At 69.8% G+C, this 18,128-nt stretch carries 14 protein-coding genes; 2 read left to right on the top strand and 12 right to left on the bottom strand.

The features are described from left to right. Positions 1–2: 2 nt before the first annotated feature. Complete coding sequence (gene pgl, locus PV396_RS01195) at positions 3–743, top strand: 6-phosphogluconolactonase (protein WP_416071325.1); 741 nt, start codon at positions 3–5, stop codon at positions 741–743. A gap of 216 nt (positions 744–959) precedes the next feature. Here pgl and pgi read toward each other — a convergent pair whose 3' ends face one another. From pgi to uvrC, 12 genes are all read right to left on the bottom strand, one after another. Then, positions 960–2,612 carry a glucose-6-phosphate isomerase gene (gene pgi, locus PV396_RS01190; protein ID WP_319199670.1) on the bottom strand — a complete coding sequence of 551 codons (1,653 nt, stop codon included), beginning with the start codon at positions 2,610–2,612 and terminating at the stop codon, positions 960–962. Between the two features lie 77 nt (positions 2,613–2,689). Next, positions 2,690–3,928, bottom strand: a complete 1,239-nt coding sequence (locus PV396_RS01185) for an MFS transporter (RefSeq protein ID WP_319199669.1) — start codon at positions 3,926–3,928, stop codon at positions 2,690–2,692. A gap of 133 nt (positions 3,929–4,061) precedes the next feature. Next, on the bottom strand, positions 4,062–4,397 hold the full coding sequence (locus PV396_RS01180) for an RNA polymerase-binding protein RbpA (protein WP_078615979.1): 336 nt from the start codon (positions 4,395–4,397) through the stop codon (positions 4,062–4,064). 244 nt (positions 4,398–4,641) lie between these two features. Continuing rightward, entirely contained in the window at positions 4,642–4,878 is a 237-nt protein-coding gene (gene secG, locus PV396_RS01175) for a preprotein translocase subunit SecG (RefSeq protein WP_094052663.1), read from the bottom strand. A gap of 123 nt (positions 4,879–5,001) precedes the next feature. Beyond that, the gene (gene tpiA / locus PV396_RS01170) at positions 5,002–5,778 is read right to left on the bottom strand and encodes a triose-phosphate isomerase (RefSeq protein WP_319199668.1); all 777 of its coding nucleotides are present in this window, start codon (positions 5,776–5,778) and stop codon (positions 5,002–5,004) included. 8 nt (positions 5,779–5,786) lie between these two features. Then, complete coding sequence (locus PV396_RS01165) at positions 5,787–6,998, bottom strand: phosphoglycerate kinase (RefSeq protein ID WP_319199667.1); 1,212 nt, start codon at positions 6,996–6,998, stop codon at positions 5,787–5,789. Between the two features lie 199 nt (positions 6,999–7,197). Beyond that, entirely contained in the window at positions 7,198–8,202 is a 1,005-nt protein-coding gene (gap, locus tag PV396_RS01160) for a type I glyceraldehyde-3-phosphate dehydrogenase (protein WP_319199666.1), read from the bottom strand. 222 nt (positions 8,203–8,424) lie between these two features. Further along, the gene (locus tag PV396_RS01155) at positions 8,425–11,376 is read right to left on the bottom strand and encodes a M14 family metallopeptidase (RefSeq protein WP_319199665.1); all 2,952 of its coding nucleotides are present in this window, start codon (positions 11,374–11,376) and stop codon (positions 8,425–8,427) included. Between the two features lie 167 nt (positions 11,377–11,543). Beyond that, positions 11,544–12,527, bottom strand: coding sequence for a DNA-binding protein WhiA (gene whiA, locus PV396_RS01150; protein WP_053744887.1), 984 nt, complete (start codon positions 12,525–12,527; stop codon positions 11,544–11,546). Further along, positions 12,518–13,585 carry a uridine diphosphate-N-acetylglucosamine-binding protein YvcK gene (locus PV396_RS01145; RefSeq protein ID WP_319199664.1) on the bottom strand — a complete coding sequence of 356 codons (1,068 nt, stop codon included), beginning with the start codon at positions 13,583–13,585 and terminating at the stop codon, positions 12,518–12,520. The genes whiA and PV396_RS01145 overlap by 10 nt, the downstream gene beginning before the upstream one ends. Continuing rightward, positions 13,582–14,634, bottom strand: coding sequence for an RNase adapter RapZ (gene rapZ, locus PV396_RS01140; protein ID WP_319199663.1), 1,053 nt, complete (start codon positions 14,632–14,634; stop codon positions 13,582–13,584). Before rapZ ends, PV396_RS01145 begins: the two co-directional genes overlap by 4 nt. After that, positions 14,631–16,838 (bottom strand): excinuclease ABC subunit UvrC, encoded by a 2,208-nt coding sequence (gene uvrC, locus PV396_RS01135; protein WP_319199662.1) that lies wholly within the window; start codon positions 16,836–16,838, stop codon positions 14,631–14,633. Before uvrC ends, rapZ begins: the two co-directional genes overlap by 4 nt. Positions 16,839–17,158: 320 nt before the next feature. Here uvrC and PV396_RS01130 point away from each other — a divergent pair, with 320 nt between their 5' ends. Continuing rightward, positions 17,159–18,121 carry a hypothetical protein gene (locus PV396_RS01130; protein WP_319199661.1) on the top strand — a complete coding sequence of 321 codons (963 nt, stop codon included), beginning with the start codon at positions 17,159–17,161 and terminating at the stop codon, positions 18,119–18,121. Positions 18,122–18,128: the final 7 nt, after the last annotated feature.

The following is an 18,128-nucleotide window of genomic DNA, read 5'->3' as shown; positions in this document are numbered from 1 at the left end:
TGATGGCGGAGGCCGCCGCGGCCCGCCTGATCACGAAGATCGTGGACGCGCAGGCCTCGCGGGGCTCGGCGTCGGTGGTCCTCACGGGCGGCCGCAACGGCAACGGCCTGCTGGCCGCCCTGGCCGGCGCGCCCGCCCGGGACGCCATCGACTGGGCCCGGCTCGACCTGTGGTGGGGCGACGAACGCTTCCTGCCCGAGGGCGACCCGGACCGCAACGTCACCCAGGCGAGGGCGGCGCTGCTGGACGCGGTGCCGCTGGACCCGGCCCGCGTCCACGCCATGCCCGCGTCGGACGGCCCGTACGGCTCCGACGTGGACGCGGCGGCGGAGGGTTACGCGGCGGAGCTGGCCAAGGCTGCGGCTTCTGAGCCGCACGGCCAGGTCCCCACGTTCGACGTCCTGATGCTGGGCGTGGGCCCGGACACCCACGTGGCGTCGCTCTTCCCGGAGCTGCCCGCGGTCCGGGAGACGGACCGCACGGTGGTAGGCGTCCACGGCGCCCCGAAGCCCCCACCGACCCGGGTCACCCTCACCCTTCCGGCGATCCGCGCGGCCCGCGAGGTATGGCTGCTGGCAGCGGGCGAGGACAAGGCGGGCGCGGCAGCGATAGCCCTGTCGGGCGCGGGCGAGATCCAGGCCCCGGCGGCAGGCGCATACGGCAGACAACGCACCCTGTGGCTACTGGACGCGTCGGCAGCCTCGCAACTCCCGAGGACGCTGTACCCCCCGGCATCTCCCTGACCGACGCCGACGCCGGGCAGGGGCGGTGGGACCCAAGTGACTCCGCCCCCGCCGCCCTTACCCGCATCAGGCCGACACTTACACCCCCCGGCCGGCACTTTCAGCCCGTCCGGCGCTTGAGGACGAGGCCCGTTCAGGGCTGAAGCGGGGGTCTGGGGGCGGCAGCCCCCAGGACAGGACGGGACGGGTAGGGGCGGCGGGGGCGAAACAAAGCCCCTACCTCCCCCGCAGCTCCCGGTACTTGGCAACCAGCGCCGTAGTGGACGCATCCAGCCCCGACACCTCCACCCCCTCCGTCAACGCCGGCTCAACCCGCTTCGCCAGCACCTTCCCCAGTTCCACACCCCACTGGTCGAACGAGTCGATGTTCCACACAGCCCCCTGCACGAACACCTTGTGCTCGTACAACGCGATCAACTGCCCCAACACGGACGGCGTCAACTCCCGCGCCAACACCGTGGTCGTCGGATGGTTCCCCCGAAACGTCTTGTGCGCGACCAGTTCCTCCGGCACCCCCTCCGTACGCACTTCCTCCGGCGTCTTGCCGAAGGCCAGCGCCTGGGTCTGCGCGAAGAAGTTGGCCATCAACAGGTCGTGCTGCCCCTTGAGCCCCGCGCTCAACTCCCCCACCGGCTCCGCGAACCCGATGAAGTCCGCCGGAATGACCTTCGTCCCCTGGTGGATCAACTGGTAGTAGGCGTGCTGCCCGTTGGTGCCGGGCGTGCCCCACACGACGGGCCCGGTCTCCCACTCGACCCGGTTGCCGTCACGGTCGACCGACTTGCCGTTGGACTCCATGTCCAGCTGCTGCAGGTACGCGGTGAACTTGGAGAGGTAGTGGCTGTAGGGCAGTACGGCATGCGACTGGGCGTCGAAGAAGTTCCCGTACCAGATGCCCAACAGCCCCAGCAGCAGCGGCGCGTTGTCCTCCGCCGGAGCCGTGCGGAAGTGCTCGTCGACCAGCGCGAACCCGTCCAGCATCTCCCGGAACCGCTCCGGCCCGATCGCGATCATCAGCGACAGCCCGATCGCCGAATCGTACGAGTACCGCCCGCCGACCCAGTCCCAGAACTCGAACATGTTCGCCGTGTCGATCCCGAAATCGGCGACCTTCCCGGAGTTCGTCGACAGCGCCACGAAGTGCTTGGCGACCGCCTCCTCCGCACCGCCCAGCCCCGCCAGCAGCCACGACCGGGCCGAGGTCGCGTTGGTGATCGTCTCGATGGTGGTGAACGTCTTCGACGCGACGACGAACAGCGTCTCCGCCGGGTCCAGGTCCCGTACCGCCTCGTGCAGATCCGCGCCGTCGACGTTCGACACGAACCGGAACGTCAACTCCCGTGCCGTGAAGGCCCGCAGAGCCTCGTACGCCATCGCGGGACCGAGGTCCGAGCCCCCGATACCGATGTTGACGACGTTCTTGATGCGCCGCCCGGTGTGCCCGGTCCACTCGCCCGAGCGCACCTTGTCCGCGAAGCCGGCCATCCGGTCGAGGACCGCGTGCACGGCCGGTACGACGTTCTCGCCGTCGACCTCGATCACCGCACCCCGCGGCGCCCGCAGCGCGGTGTGCAGCACCGCGCGGTCCTCGGTGATGTTGATCTTCTCGCCGCTGAACATCGCGTCCCGCAGCCCGAACACGTCCGTCGCCGCGGCCAACTCGCGCAGCAGCCGCAGCGTCTCGTCGGTGACGAGGTGCTTGGAGTAGTCGATGTGCAGATCACCGACCTCGAGTGTGTACCCGGTACCGCGACCGGTGTCGGCCGCGAACAGCTCCCGCAGATGGGTGTCCGCCAGTTCCTCACGGTGCTTGGCCAGAGCCGTCCACTCGGGCGTCTGGTTGAGCCTGCCACGGCTGTCTGCGTTCATCTCGGACTTCCGCCTCTTTCGTGCCTGGGCCCCCGCTGCCGGTCCCAACCTAATTGATCAGCTCGGTGGTGATACGACTACGGTGATACGACTACAGATACGTCGGACTTCAGCGCCGGTATCAGTGCGATGACCGCCAGGACGAAGAAAGCGGCGGCGAGCAGCGCCGGCGTGTTGAGTCCCCACGCCGTTGCGACGGCTCCGCCCAGCAACGCGCCCAGCGGTGCTCCGGCGACCGCCAGTGTGCGGAAGGCCGAGCTGACCCGGCCCAGCATTGCGGCGGGGCTGCGGCGCTGCATCAGGGTCGTCGTGTTGACGTTCCACACCATCCCCATGAGCCCGAACACCCCCAGGGCGCCGACCAGCGCGGTCAGGCTGCGCACCGAGCCCATGACGACCAGCGCGCAGATCTGCACCGTACCGGCGAGCAGGACGGCGCGTATCCGCCCGAGGCGGTCCACGAGCCGCCCGTTCAACACGCCCCCGGCGAGACTGCCGACGGTGTACGCGGTCATCGCCGCCGCGTATCCCCCGTTGCCCGCGTCCAGCCACCGCGTCACCAGCAGCACCATCGTGGCGATGAGAGCGCCCATGCCCACATTGCACAGTGCCGTGGCCGCGCACAGACCGCGCAGCGGACCGTCGTGCCACAGGGTGCGCAGGCCGGCCGCTATCTCGCCCCGCAAGGTACTCCCGGCCGGTCTCGGCGCCCGCGCGGGCACATCGGACCGCAGCGAGGCGACCAGGACCGCCCCGACCAGGAAGGTGACGGCGTCGGCCGCGAAGGGGACGGCCGCGCCCAGCACGAGCAGCACAGGCACCAGCGGCCCGGCCAGCAGACCACCGGCGACGCGCTGACCGGTCATCAGGCGGGCGTTGGCGCCACCGAGCGCCTCCTTGTCGACCAGGGCCGGCAGCAGGGCGGTCGAGGCGTTGTCGAAGAGGGTCTGGAGCGTGGTCAACGCGAAGGTGAGCGCGATGAGCAGGCCGATCGAGGCATGCCCCAGGCCGACGGCCACGGCGAAGCAGGCGACCAGCAGCCCTCGTACCGCATCCACCGTCCACATGGCGCGCCGCTGGTCGACGCGGTCCGCGACGGCCCCGCCGAGCAGTCCGAAGACGAGCCAGGGCAGATAGCCGCAGGCCGTCACGGAGGCGATGAGCAGGGGCTTGTCGGTGAGTGTCGTGGCGAGCAGGGGCAGCGCGGCTGTACGTAACGCGTCGCCGAAGCTGGAGAGTACGGCGGCGCTCCACAGCCGTCCGAATCCCCCGCGCCATGCGGGCGCACGCGCTCCCGCCATCTCGACCGTCGTCACAACTCCCCCTCTCGGTTCGCCGATTCACAAACCGTAGAGGGCACCACTGACAATCGGCCGGGGAGCCGCTGGGCGACGTCCCGTCAGACGGCTCCGGCCAGGCACCTGTCGGTGCCTGGCCGGCCGTCAACTCCTAGATCTCGCCCCGCAGTTTGGCGAGCGCCTCGGCGAGGATCGCCTCGCCGTCCGCGTCGCTGCGCCGCTCCCGTACATACGCCAGGTGCGTCTTGTACGGCTCGGTGCGCGGCGGGTCCGGCGGGTTGTCCCGGTCCTGTCCGGCGGGAAAGCCGCAGCGCGGGCAGTCCCAGGTCTCGGGAACCTGCGCGTCGCTGGCGAAGCTGGGCACCGTTTCGTGTCCGTTGGAGCACCAGAAGGAGATGCGCAGACGCGGCGCGGACTCGCCACGCTCGGCCTCGCCCATCGGCCCCGCCCCGACCCGGCTTCCTCGGATCGCGTTGCCACTTGCCACGGTCGTAACTCCCTGCGTAATGGTGCCGCGAAGCGAGTCGACGTTTTCGCTTCGTTGCGAGCGCCTCAGTCTACGTAAGGCCCAACGCGCGTCCAGTGCTTGGAGTTACAGGCCCTGCACCAAGACGCAAGCCCCATGATAGGCCGCCCCTGGCGGGGCGTACCGAACATGGGGCCTTACGTGCGGAATGTGCGTGCGTAATGTGCTGTCGTACCGGTATTTGACGACCGGTGTCAGCCGCTGATCAGTTGTTCACCTTCATCAGGATGCCGAGTACGACGATGCACGCGAACCACAGGAGACCGATCACCACGGTGATGCGGTCGAGGTTGCGCTCGGCGACCGAGGAGCCGCCGACGGACGACTGCATGCCGCCACCGAACATGTCGGAGAGGCCGCCGCCCTTCCCCTTGTGCATCAGCACCAGCAGCATCAGCAGCAGGCTGAAGACGATCAGGGCGATCGAGAACCCCAAAACCACGGCTGGACCAACTTCCTCGGATTCTGATGGACGACGGGGCCGAAACTCCCGTTCGGAACGCTGGGCGCACCAAATACTAGTTTCGGCCCCGCCAGGGTACGACGGATCTCCGCTAGCGCATACTCACTGGTCGCGGAACCGAACGATCTTGACGAACTCGTCGGCGTCGAGGGAGGCACCGCCGACCAGTGCGCCGTCGATGTCGGGCTTCGCCATGATCTCGGCGACGTTCCCGGATTTCACCGAGCCGCCGTACTGAATGCGCACGGCGTCGGCGACGTCCTGGGAGTAGAGCTCGGCGAGCTTCGCGCGGATCGCCCCGCAGACCTCCTGGGCGTCGTCGGCGCCGCAGACCTTGCCGGTGCCGATGGCCCAGACGGGCTCGTAGGCGATGACGACGGTCTCGGCCTGCTCGGCCGGGATGTCCTTGAGACCGCCCTCGACCTGGGCGAGCGTGTGGGAGACGTGGTTGCCCGCCTCGCGGACCTCCAGCTCCTCGCCGACGCACAGGATGGGGGTGAGGCCGTGCTTGTAGGCGGCCTTCACCTTGGTGTTGACAAGTGCGTCGCTCTCGCCGTGGTACTGGCGGCGCTCGGAGTGGCCGATCGCCACGTAGGTGCACTTGAGCTTGGCCAGCATCGGGCCGGAGATCTCGCCCGTGTAGGCGCCGGTGTCGTGCGCGGAGATGTCCTGGGCGCCGTACTTGATCTTCAGCTTGTCGCCGTCGACCAGGGTCTGTACCGAGCGGAGGTCGGTGAAGGGCGGCAGGACCGCGACCTCACAGGCCTCGTAGTCCTTGTCCGCGAGGGCGAACGCGAGCTTCTGGACGTGGGCGATGGCCTCGAGGTGGTTGAGGTTCATCTTCCAGTTGCCCGCCATCAGCGGCGTGCGAGTGGTCATGTGCGGGGTCAGCCTTCCAGTGCGGCGAGGCCGGGGAGCGTCTTGCCCTCGAGGTATTCGAGGGAGGCGCCGCCGCCGGTCGAGATGTGGCCGAATGCGTTCTCGTCGAAGCCCAGGATGCGCACGGCGGCGGCGGAGTCGCCACCGCCGACGACCGTGAAGGCCGGGGAGTCGAGGAGTGCCTGGGCGACCGCCTTGGTGCCCTCGGCGTAGTCGGGGTGCTCAAAGACGCCCATGGGACCGTTCCAGAAGACGGTGCCGGCGTCGGCGAGCTTCGAGGCGTACAGCTGGCTGGACCGCGGACCGATGTCCAGGCCCATCTGGTCGGCGGGCATCGCGTCGGCGGCGACGGTGGTCGGGTTCGCCGGGGTCTTCGTCTTCAGGTCCGGGAACGAGGAGCCGACCAGCACGTCGACGGGGAGGATCAGCTCCACGCCGTTCTTCTCCGCGCGCTCGATGTACTCGTTGACGGCGGGAAGCTGGTCCTCCTGGACGAGGGAGGCGCCGATCTCGTGGCCCTTGGCCTTGAGGAAGGTGAACAGCATGCCGCCGCCGATGAGGATGCGGTCGGCCTTGCCGAGCAGCTGGTCGATGACGGCGAGCTTGTCGGAGACCTTGGCGCCGCCCAGCACGACGACGTACGGCCGCTTGACGTCCTCGGTGAGCTGCTTGAGGACACCGACCTCGGTGGCGATGAGGTAGCCGGCGTAGTGCGGCAGCCGGGCCGGCAGGTCGAAGACCGAGGCGTGCCCCCGGTGCACCGCGCCGAAGCCGTCGCCCACGTAGACGTCGGCGAGGGCGGCGAGCTGGTCGGCGAAGGCGCCGCGCTCGGTGTCGTCCTTCGATGTCTCGCCCGGGTTGAAGCGCAGGTTCTCGAGCACGGCGACCTGGCCGGCCTCGAGGCCGTTCACGGCGTCCTGGGCGGCGGGGCCGACGGTGTCCTGGGCGAAGGCCACGGGGGCGTCCAGGAGCTCGCCGAGGCGCTCGGCGGCGGGGCGCAGGGAGAAGACGGGGTCCGGGGCGCCCTTGGGGCGGCCGAGGTGGGACGCGACGACGACCGTGGCGCCGGCGTCCGCGAGGGCCTTGACGGTGGGCAGGACGGCGCGGATGCGGCCGTCGTCGGTGATGGCGCCGTCGGCCAGCGGCACGTTCAGGTCGGCGCGGACGAAGACCCGCTTGCCGTCGACTCCTTCGGCGAGGAGTTCGTCGATCGTCTTCATGAAAGAGGGCTCCTTGGGAGGGCTCTGAACGAATTTCCCGCGATGGCATCAGCCATCAATTGAGGAACCACGATGGCGAGCAACCAGGTCCGCGAGAGCGGCGGCGGTTTAGCCGCAAAAGGGAGTGCCACAGGGCTCGGGCAACGCCGCGTCGCGTTGCCCGAGCCCTGTGCTCACATCGAAGTGCCTGCTCCGGTACTCAGAGCTGGTTGCCGACGAAGACCGTGAGGTCGACGAGGCGGTTGGAGTAGCCCCACTCGTTGTCGTACCAGCCGATGATCTTCACGCTGTTGCCCTGGACCATGGTCAGGGAGGCGTCGAAGGTGCAGGAGGCCGGCCAGCCGACGATGTCCGAGGAGACGATCGCGTCCTCGGTGTACTCCAGGTAGCCCTTCAGCTGGCCCTGGGCGGCCTTCTGGAACGCGGCGTTGACCTCTTCCTTGGTCACCACGCGCTCCGTCTCGACGACCAGGTCGGTGACGGATCCGGTCGGGACCGGAACACGCATCGCCATGCCGTTGAGCTTGCCCGACAGCTCCGGGATGACCACGCCGAGGGCCTTGGCCGCACCGGTGCTCGCCGGGATGATGTTCTCGGCGGCGGCGCGGGCGCGACGCAGGTCCTTGTGCGGGAAGTCCTGCAGACGCTGGTCGCTGGTGTAGGCGTGGACCGTGGTCATCAGACCCGAGACGATGCCGAAGTTCTCCAGCAGGACCTTGGCCATCGGCGCCACACAGTTGGTGGTGCAGGAGGCGTTGGAGATGATGTGGTGGTTGGCCGCGTCGTACTTCTCCTCGTTGACGCCGAGGACGATCGTGATGTCCTCGTCCGAGGCCGGAGCCGAGATGAGGACCTTCTTGGCGCCACCGGCGATGTGCTTCGCGGCATCGGCCTTCTTGGTGAAGATGCCGGTCGACTCGATGACGATGTCGACGCCCAGCTCACCCCACGGGATGTCGGCCGGGTCGCGCTCGGAGAGCACCTTGATGGTGTGACCGTCGACGGTGATCGTGTCGGCGGTGTGCGACACCTCGGCCTTGAGGCGGCCCAGGATGGTGTCGTACTTGAGCAGGTGAGCGGTGGTCGCGGTGTCACCCAGGTCGTTGACAGCCACGATCTCGATGTCAGCACCCTGCTCCAGCAGCGCGCGGAAGTAGTTACGACCGATGCGGCCAAAGCCGTTGATGCCTACGCGGATCGTCACGAACCGATCTCCTCGTTGGTACGCCGGCTCACGTGCCGGCGAGTTGTATGGGATGTCCCCGACCGCCTACGACCCTACCTCCCTGCGGCCCCGGTGGTGACATCGAGATGCCCCATACACGGCAGGGCGGCCCGTACCCGACAGTAGGGGTACGGACCGCCCAGGTGTTGCGTCGCGATTACCCGACCGGAATCGGCGCGATTACCTGATGAACAGGGTCGATCACTTCTTCAGCGCGGCAAGTGCCTTGCCGAGGAGTGCCTTGCGGTCGGCCGCCGAGGGCACGTGCTCGAGACCGAAGCCCAGCAGCACGGTGTCACGGGTGGTGACCGCTCCGTACGTCTTGAACAGCTCGCCCGACAGTCCCCAGTCCTTGATGACCGCAGGGCTGCCCGCGGGCGGTCCGGGGGTGCTCCAGGCGCCCAGGGACGTCTCGAAGCCCTCGACCGCGCCCGGCGTGCCGCCGATCACGACGGTGGCGTTGTCGGCGAGGACGCCGCGTCCGCCGGAGCCGGGGTCGGTGATGTAGCTGAGCGAGATCTCCACCGTTTTGCCCGCGTAGGCGGAGAGGTCGAAGTTGACTTCCTGCCAGCCCGCGGAGGCCCCGGTGAAGCTGTTCCAGGAGCCGCTGGTCCCGGTGGGCGTGCAGGCGCCCGAGCCGAGGGTCAGATAGCGGGTGAGCGCCGGGTGGCCCTTGATGAAGAACCCGGCCTCGCACTCGACGGGCACGGCGGTGCTGGTGGCGCCGCCCTTGTCCGGGAGCGTGGTCCAGTCGTCGGCCCCGGCCGTGTGGGCTTCGAGCACGGCGTGGTCGTAACCCTCCTCCGTGTCCCACAGGAGCTGGGTACGGAAGGTGGGCGTGGCGGACGCGCTCACCCCGGAGAGGTCGATGGTGCGGGTGAGGCGGTTCCAGGCGTAGTCGGTGTGCGTGACGGCCGCCATGGAGGCGCCCGCGTACGGTCCGTACGGGTTGGCGCTGCCGGGGTACCCGCCCGCGCCCGCGCTGGTGAACTGCGGATACGTCTGGGCGGACAGGTTGTCCGAGGTGACGCTGAAGGCTCCGGCCGTGTTCAGCGGGTTGCCCGGCGCGTCGCCGAGGGGGCCGTTGAAGCCGGTGAGCTTCCCGGAGCCGTTGAAGGCGCTGACCGAGGGTGTGGTCGTACGGGTGTATGCGCCCAGGTAGTACTGGCTGAAGTCGTTCGACAGGGTGCCCCCGCCGAGGTCGACGGAGCCGCCCGCGGTCTCGCCGGCCTCGACGAGCTTGCCGCCCTCGTTGAGGTAGGCGCGCAGCTGGAGCTGGGTGGCGACACCCGGCCGTACGGCACCGGTGTAGTGGACGACCGTCTTGAAGTGGTCGAGCACAGCGAGCGCGTCGGGTGCGCCGAGGGCGGCGACGTCCCAGACGAGCGCCTTCCTGCCGTTGGCCTGCAGCGCGTCGACGTAGGTCTGCGCCTGTGTGGCGGTCGCGCCCTCCTCGGCGACGACGAGCGCGTCCGCGCGCGGGCGTTCGACGACCGTGTACGTGAACCGGGTGCTCTTGGTGGGCTTTTTGGCCTTCGTCTCGCCGGTGAACCAGACCTCGACCTTGTCGCCCGGGTCGCCGTCGGCGACCTTGGCGCGGTACTCGTCGAAGTACAGGTTGTCGTCCCCGCCGAAGGTCTCGCCGCCCTTCCACGCCTTCAGTGCCACGTGGTGCGTGCGGCCGCCGTTGACGCGGTACTTGAGTTCCTTGTGGCGCACGGACTTGCGTGCGACGACGGAGACCTCCTGGTCGGCGCCGCGCGAGTACGAGGTGGTGAAGGGTGCCGGGGTGAAGTCGGGGGCGGCGATGCCGACCGAGGACTTCGGCTGGTCGGGCTTGGCCGCGGACTCGGCGACCGACAGCGCGAACGGGATGTTCTTGGCGAACTCCTGCTGGATCAGCTTCTCGTCGTCCGGGAAGGTGAAGACCGAGGCACAGTCCGCCGCGTTCCAGGGGTCGTCCGGGGAGAGGTTCGAGGCGGTCTGGCAGGTCGACATCTCCGGGGTGAACATCGCCGTGCCGTTGACGTTGGCCGCGTGGCCGTCCGCCTCGCCGTTGGTGGTGTACAGCTCGGAGGAGAGCTGGGGGTGGTAGCCGGGGATCGCGGAGTTCTCGGGCGTACCGGCGAGCGACTTGTACAGGACGTCGTCGGGGCTCGGGGAGGCGACCTGCCAGCCGACCCCGTAGAGGAGGAGTTCGGCGGCGGAGTGGTAGTTGATGCCGTACTTGAAGCCGATGCGCTTCTCGAAGCGGTCCAGGGCCTTGGTCTCGGGCTCCGAACCGGGGGCGGCACCTCGGTAGGTCTCGCTGGTGGGGAACGGGGACGAACCCTCGTTGTCGTAGCCCCACTTGTAGGCGAAGTTGCGGTTGAGGTCGACGCCGTCGCCGATGGTGATGGCGCCGTCGCCGTTGACGTCCCGCATGTTCTTGCGCCACTGGCGGTCGCCGTCGGCCCGGTGCGTGAAGTCGTAGCCGTCGGGGTTCGCGGACAGGACGAACCACAGCTCGGTCGAGTCGACGATCATCTTGAGGCGGCGGTCCTTGGAGTAGTTGTCCAAGTAGTAGTGCATCAGGCGCCGGGTCATCTCCGGCGTGATCCATTCACGAGCGTGCTGGTTGGACATGTACAGGACGGACGGCTTGGCGCCGTCCTTGGTCTTCTTCGCGCCCTTGGTCAGTTTGAGCGCGAGGATGTCCTGCCCCTGCAGGGTCTTGCCGATGGAGACGACCTTGGTCAGGGCCGGGTTCTCCTGTGCGGTCCGGAGGATCTCCTCCTTGAGGTTTCCGGCTCCGCTGTACGGCCGGAAGACACCGTCCCCGGCGGCGGCCACGCGTGCGCGTGCCTTCGCCGTGAGCGTGTGCTCCTCGAGGTCGACGCCCTTGTCCTCCAGTTGGTCGGCCTGCTTGTCGGTGAGGTAGACCTCGACCGTGGCCGTGCCCTTGTCCGGTGCCTGCTCCCCGAGTTCGTGACCGTCCTGGCCGGCCGCGAGGAGCAGGGGAATCTGCGCCTTCGTGACCTCGGCGCGGAAGACCTTGACCTCGTCGGCGCCGGGCGTACCGGCGTCCTCCGCGGCAACGGCGATGGGCGCGAGTCCCGCACCGCCCAGCACGAGTGCGCCGGCGGCGAGGATCGTTCTCGCTCTGCGTCTCATGTACCCCCCTAGCGTCGATCCGCCGCAGCGGTGGATCAGATGCCAGGCTCATGACAGTTCATGATCCAGTCAAGAGGGCGCCATCAACTGACAAACGCCGATACCGGTACCCAAGTGGGCACCGGCACCGGCGTGTTGAGGCTTCGTCAGCCCGTGGTGAGGCTTCGTCAGCCCGCGTCGGCCATCTCCTCGGTGAGGTTGGACTCCGTACCCGGGATGCCGAGGTCCTGGGCCCGCTTGTCGGCCATGGCGAGCAGCCGGCGGATACGGCCGGCGACGGCGTCCTTGGTCAGCGGCGGGTCGGCGAGGGCGCCCAGCTCCTCCAGGGAGGCCTGCTTGTGGTCCATGCGCAGCCGGCCGGCCGCCGCGAGGTGCTCGGGGACCTCGTCGGCGAGGATCTCCAGCGCGCGCTGGACACGGGCGCCGGCGGCGACGGCCGCGCGCGCGGAACGGCGCAGGTTGGCGTCGTCGAAGTTGGCGAGCCGGTTCGCGGTGGCGCGGACCTCGCGGCGCATCCGCCGCTCCTCCCAGGCCAGCACGGACTCGTGCGCGCCGAGCCGGGTGAGGAGGGCGCCGATCGCGTCCCCGTCCCGGACCACGACCCGGTCGACGCCCCGCACCTCACGGGCCTTGGCCGCGATCGAGAGGCGGCGGGCGGCGCCGACGAGCGCCAGCGCGGCCTCGGGGCCCGGGCAGGTCACCTCGAGGGACGAGGAGCGTCCCGGCTCGGTGAGCGAGCCGTGGGCCAGGAAGGCCCCGCGCCAGGCCGCCTCCGCGTCACAGGTGGCCCCGGAGACCACCTGCGGGGGGAGACCTCTGATCGGGCGTCCACGGCCGTCCACGAGCCCTGTCTGGCGGGCCAGCTGGTCACCGCCCGCGACCACCCGGACCACGTATCGGGAACCGCGCCGCAGTCCGCCGGGCGCCATCACGATCAGTTCGGAACTGTGTCCGAAGATCTCCAGGATGTCCCGCTTGAGCCGGCGCGCCGCCATCGCGGTGTCCAGCTCCGCCTCGATCACGATGCGCCCGCTCACCAGATGGAGGCCGCCGGCGAACCGCAGAATGGCGGAGACCTCCGCCTTTCTGCAGCAGGTACGGGTGACGGGGAGCCGGGAGATCTCGTCCTTCACCGCTGCCGTCATCGCCATGGGCCGATCCTTCCATGCATCCGAAAAATACGGTCGTACGCGGCGGCCAACAGCTCCGTATCGTGCCGAGGAGATCCGTCGGTCCGGGCCACCGGCGCCAGCTCGACCGCGGCACCGAACCGCTTGGCGGCATCGGTCAGCAAGTCACGGTCGGGCACGGCGGCCTCGTCGGCAAGCACCACGTCCAGGGCGAGTTTAGGGGCGTGTCGTCCCAAAACCTCCAAATGACGCTGCGGAGAGAACCCCTCGGTTTCTCCGGGCTGCGGCGCGAGGTTCAGCGAGAGTACCCGGCGGGCCTTCGTCTCGGTGAGCGCGTCGAGCAGCTCCGGCACCAGCAGGTGCGGAATCACGGAGGAGAACCAGGAACCGGGCCCGAGGACCACCCAGTCGGCGTCCAGGACGGCGGCGACGGCCTCCGGGACGGCGGGCGGATCGTGCGGCACGAGGTGCACGGTCTGCACCTCGCCCGGCGTCAACGCGACGTTCGCCTGTCCCCGTACGGTGTCGACGTCGTCGGGCCGCCGCGGGTCGTGCCCCTTGACCAGGGCCTGCAGCTCCAGGGGGACGGCGGACATCGGCAGGACGCGGCCGTGCGCGCCCAGGAGCCTGCCGACCAGGTCGAGGGCCTGCACATGGTCGCCGAGCTGCTCCCACAGGGCGACGATCAGCAGGTTGCCGACCGCGTGCTCGTGCAGGTCGCCCTTGGACTGGAAGCGGTGCTGGATGACGCGGGCCCAGGTCTGACCCCAGTCGTCGTCGCCGCACAGCGCGGCCAGGGCCTTGCGCAGGTCGCCCGGCGGCAGCACGCCCAGCTCGTCGCGCAGGCGCCCGCTGGAGCCGCCGTCGTCGGCCACGGTGACGACGGCGGTCAGGTCACCGGTGATCCGGCGCAGCGCGGCGAGCGACGCCGACAGCCCCATGCCGCCGCCCAGGGCGACGACCTTGGGCTGGGCGCCCCGGCGGCGGGGTCTGGCGCCGCGCGCCTCGACGGGCCGGCCCGCGCGCCCCTCGGGGGTCATGCGGCGCAGCCTGCTCAGCCGCGGTGTACGTCCCGTCATTCCCGTCCCATGTCCCGGTGCACGATCACGGTCTCCACGCCCTGCGAGGCGAGGCGGGCGGCGAGCTTCTCGGAGGTGGCGACCGACCGGTGCTTGCCGCCGGTGCAGCCGACCGCGATCGTCACATAGCGCTTGCCCTCGCGCCGGTACCCGGCGGCGATCAGCTGGAGCAGCTCGGAGTACCGGTCGAGGAACTCCTTGGCACCGGGCTGGTTGAAGACGTACGCCGACACCTCCTCGTTGAGGCCGGTGTACGGGCGCAGTTCCGGGACCCAGTGCGGGTTGGGCAGGAAGCGCATGTCCACGACCAGGTCGGCGTCGACGGGGAGGCCGTACTTGAAGCCGAAGGACATCACCGTGGCCCGCAGCTCGGGCTCCTCCTCGCCGGCGAACTGGGCGTCCATCTTGGCGCGCAGTTCGTGCACGTTGAGGCTGGAGGTGTCGATCACCAGGTCGGCGTCACCGCGCAGCTCGCGCAGCAGCTCACGCTCGGCGGCGATGCCGTCGACGATGCGGCCGTCCCCCTGGAGGGGGTGCGGGCGGCGCACCGACTCGAAACGGCGCACCAGGGCGTCGTCGGAGGACTCCAGGAAGACGATCCGCCGGGTGACGCCCTTGACAGCCAGATCGGCCAGGGACTCACGGAGGTTGTCGAAGAAACGCCTGCCGCGTACGTCGACGACGACCGCGATCCTCGCGACGTTGCCCTGGGACCGGGCGCCGAGCTCCACCATGGTGGGGATCAGCGCGGGCGGCAGGTTGTCGACGACGAACCAGCCGAGGTCCTCCAGACACTTGGCGGCCGTCGAGCGGCCGGCTCCGGACATGCCGGAGATGATCACCAGCTCGGGGATGGCCGCTTCCGGAACCCCGGCTGTCTCGATGCCCGTACCCACTTGCTCTCCGTCTTCCTGGCCCGGTGGTTCCTGGCCCGCCGAGGCGCCCGGTGCGGGGCCCTCGGCGTGCCGCGAGCGATCGTCGCCCGCCTGCTTGTGGCCCGCCTGGCCTTGCGCTGTGTGCTCGGGCCTCGGTGTCTCGTGCTCGGTCATGTCTCCTGCCCCCGTCGCTCGTCCGGGGCGCCCGCGGTCACGGGCTCCCCCGAGGAACCCTCCCTCGTTTCGGGTTCCCCGTCCTGCGTGTGTGCCGTGTCCGCAGTGTCTGCCGCCTCTTCGGTCTCCTGCGTCTCGTCCGTGTAACCAATGATCTCTCCGGTCGCCATGTTCACGGCGGGGGCGGCCGGGGCGGCCTGCGCGAGAGCCACGGCGATCGTCTCGGCCGTCTTGAGGCCTATGCCGGGAACCTCGCGGATCTGGTCGATTGTGGCGGACCGCAGCTTCTTCACCGAGCCGAAATGCTTGATGAGCGCCTGTTTCCGGGATTCGCCGAGGCCGGGCACATCGTCCAGGACGCTCGTCCGGAAGTGTTTGGCCCGTTTGACGCGCTGGTAGGTGATCGCGAAGCGGTGGGCCTCGTCACGCACGCGCTGGAGCAGATACAGGCCCTCGCTGGTGCGGGGCAGGATCACCGGGTCGTCCTCGCCGGGAACCCAGACCTCCTCCAGGCGCTTGGCGAGGCCGCAGACGGCGATGTCGTCGATGCCCAGCTCGTCCAGCGCCCGCTGGGCCGCGGCGACCTGCGGCTGCCCGCCGTCGACGACGACGAGCTGCGGCGGATAGGCGAACCGCTTGGGCCGCCCGTCATCGTCCTTCAGCTCCCCGCCCAGCTCGCCGCCCAATTCCTGACCGGGTTCCTGACCGGGTTCCTGGCCGGGTTCCTGGCCGGGTTCCTGGCCGGGTTCCTGGCCGTCCGCCCATTCGCCGGTCTTCTCCTTCTCGGCGATGTAGCGCCTGAAGCGGCGGCTGATCACCTCGTGCATGGACCGGACGTCGTCCTGTCCCTCGCCGTGCCAGACCTGCGTGTCTCCGACACGACCCTTGATCTGGAAGCGGCGGTACTCGCTCTTGCGCTGCAGACCGTCCTCGAAGACGACCATGGACGCCACCACGTCGTCTCCCTGGAGGTGGGAGATGTCGTAGCACTCGATCCGCAGCGGGGCGCTGTCCAGGCCGAGCGCCTCGGCGATCTCCTCCAGCGCGCGCGAGCGGGTCGTCAGGTCGGAGGCGCGCTTGGTCTTGTGCAGCACGAGCGACTGCTGCGCGTTGCGCTGCACGGTCTCCATGAGGGCCTTCTTGTCGCCGCGCTGCGGGATACGCAGCGAGACCCCGGACCCGCGCCGCGCCGCCAGCCACTCCTGGACGGGCTCCAGCGGGTCGGGCAGTGCGGGGACGAGGACCTCCTTGGGCACGGAGTCCCCCTTCTCCTCCCCGTAGAGCTGCTGGAGGGCGTGCTCGACGAGGGCCCCGGTGGTGATCTCCTCGACCTTGTCGGTCACCCAGCCGCGCTGGCCGCGCACCCGCCCGCCGCGCACGTGGAAGATCTGCACGGCCGCTTCCAGCTCGTCCTCGGCGACCGCGATCAGGTCGGCGTCGGTCGCGTCGGCGAGCACGACCGCGCTCTTCTCCATGGCCTTGCGCAGGGCCTCGATGTCGTCGCGCAGACGGGCCGCCCGCTCGTACTCCATCTCCTCGGCCGCTTCCGTCATCCGCTGCTCGAGGCGGCGGATGTACGTCCCCGTACGCCCGGCCATGAAGTCGCTGAACTCCTCGGCCAGATCGCGGTGTTCCTCGGCCGAGACGCGGCCCACGCAGGGCGCCGAGCACTTGCCGATGTAGCCGAGGAGACAGGGCCGGCCGGTGCGGGCGGCGTTCTTGAAGACCCCGGCCGAGCAGGTGCGCACCGGGAAGACGCGCAGGAGCAGGTCCACGGTGTCGCGGATCGCCCACGCGTGCCCGTACGGCCCGAAATAGCGGACGCCCTTGCGCTTCTGACCGCGCATCACCTGCACGCGCGGGTACTCCTCGTTCATCGTCACCGCGAGATACGGGTAGCTCTTGTCGTCGCGGTACTTGACGTTGAAACGAGGGTCGAATTCCTTGATCCAGGAGTACTCCAGCTGCAGCGCCTCGACCTCCGTGGACACCACCGTCCACTCCACGGAGGCCGCCGTGGTGACCATCGAGCGGGTGCGCGGGTGGAGACCGGCCAGGTCCTGGAAGTAGTTGGCCAGGCGCTGGCGCAGGCTTTTCGCCTTCCCGACGTAGATCACCCGGCGGTGCTCGTCGCGGAATTTGTACACCCCGGGAGAGTCCGGGATCTGTCCCGGCTGGGGGCGGTAGCTGGAGGGGTCGGCCATGTCTCACACCCTACTGGCGGGGTGTGACAGCGCGGCGGTCCTGTGGACCGAAGCCCCCGGTCCCGGGGCCGGGCGGGCGGGAAGGTGAGCCTCAGCTGTTGCGTCTGTTGCGCCTCAGGTGTTGTCCCGCCTTGGTCAACACGCTTCAATGCGGGGGAACTCGGGGGCGCTGAACGGCCGCGCACACCCGTCAGGACACGGGGCACGAGGACACCAGGACACAAGGGCGAGAACGCCGTGGACGCCCGCCGGGCAACCCGGTTCGACCCACGCACGCGGTCCGACCAGCCGCCTCGATCATTCACAGAAGGGCCCCCTGCATGCGACAAGGCACACCGCACGCGGACGACGTCGTCGCGGAGGACACCCCCGCGGAACTGGACACGGCTCTGCGAAACGGCCCCTTCCACGTGGCCCTGCGGGCCGCGATCACCGCTCGCGGCCTGCCGCTGCAACGCGTCCAGCACCATCTGTGGCGGTACGGGGTCAAGGTCGGCGTCACCAGCCTGAGTTACTGGCAGCAGGGCGCCCGCCGCCCGCAGCGCCCCGAGTCGCTGCGGGCCGTCAGGGCCCTGGAGGAGATCCTCCAGCTGCCGGACGAGGCGCTGATCCGGCTGCTCTCCCAGGACGAGGAGCGCGCCGGCGTCCAGCGTCCCGCCGGTCGCTCGTACCGCTCCCTGGTGGAGGCCTCCGGCGCCCTGGAACAGCTGCTGACGGAGCTGGCGGCGCCGCTCGACGGCGACCTGCACACACTCGGCCTGCACGAACGGGTGCGGATCGGCACCCACCGTGAACTCCTCACCCGGGAGTCCCACCACATCGTGCGCGCCCACCGGGACGACACCGACCGTTTCGTCGCCGTGCACCACGGCGACCCGGGCTGCGCGCCGGACCGCATGTCGGTCCACGCCCTGGAGAACTGCCGCACGGGACGGGTACGCCGGCACCACGAGACCGGAGTGCTCGTCGCCGAGCTCCTCTTCGACACCCGGTTGCGCGCGGGCGACACCTTCCTGTTCCGGTACGCCGTCGAGGACGGCACCGCGGGGGTGTCCCGTGAGTACGTGCGCGGATTCGGTGTCGCGGGCGGCCAGTACGCGCTCCAGGTCCGTTTCGACGACGGTTCCCTGCCGGTGCGCTGCCACCGGTTCGCCCAGCACTCGGCCGCGGCCCCGCGCAGCGGGCGCCAGGACCTGCCGGTGAGCGCCCGCCACCGCTCGGTCCACCTCGTGGAACCCAGGCTGCGGCCGGGGCTCCTGGGCATCGGCTGGGACTGGGAGTAGCCGCTCC

It is taken from the genome of Streptomyces sp. ME02-8801-2C, assembly GCF_033793965.1.
GTDB lineage: Bacteria > Actinomycetota > Actinomycetes > Streptomycetales > Streptomycetaceae > Streptomyces.
Note: the sequence above shows the minus strand (reverse complement) of the source record. Positions and strands in the feature narration are given on the sequence as shown.

Excerpts from the sequence above, each read along its gene's own strand:
- pgl (WP_416071325.1), top strand. The coding sequence starts at position 3 with ATGGCGGAGGCCGCCGCGGCCCGCCTGATCACGAAGATCGTGGACGCG.
- pgi (WP_319199670.1), bottom strand. The coding sequence starts at position 2,612 with ATGAACGCAGACAGCCGTGGCAGGCTCAACCAGACGCCCGAGTGGACG.
- tpiA (WP_319199668.1), bottom strand. The coding sequence starts at position 5,778 with ATGACCACTCGCACGCCGCTGATGGCGGGCAACTGGAAGATGAACCTC.
- PV396_RS01165 (WP_319199667.1), bottom strand. The coding sequence starts at position 6,998 with ATGAAGACGATCGACGAACTCCTCGCCGAAGGAGTCGACGGCAAGCGG.
- PV396_RS01155 (WP_319199665.1), bottom strand. The coding sequence starts at position 11,376 with ATGAGACGCAGAGCGAGAACGATCCTCGCCGCCGGCGCACTCGTGCTG.
- whiA (WP_053744887.1), bottom strand. The coding sequence starts at position 12,527 with ATGGCGATGACGGCAGCGGTGAAGGACGAGATCTCCCGGCTCCCCGTC.
- PV396_RS01145 (WP_319199664.1), bottom strand. The coding sequence starts at position 13,585 with ATGACGGGACGTACACCGCGGCTGAGCAGGCTGCGCCGCATGACCCCC.
- rapZ (WP_319199663.1), bottom strand. The coding sequence starts at position 14,634 with ATGACCGAGCACGAGACACCGAGGCCCGAGCACACAGCGCAAGGCCAG.
- uvrC (WP_319199662.1), bottom strand. The coding sequence starts at position 16,838 with ATGGCCGACCCCTCCAGCTACCGCCCCCAGCCGGGACAGATCCCGGAC.
- PV396_RS01130 (WP_319199661.1), top strand. The coding sequence starts at position 17,159 with ATGCGACAAGGCACACCGCACGCGGACGACGTCGTCGCGGAGGACACC.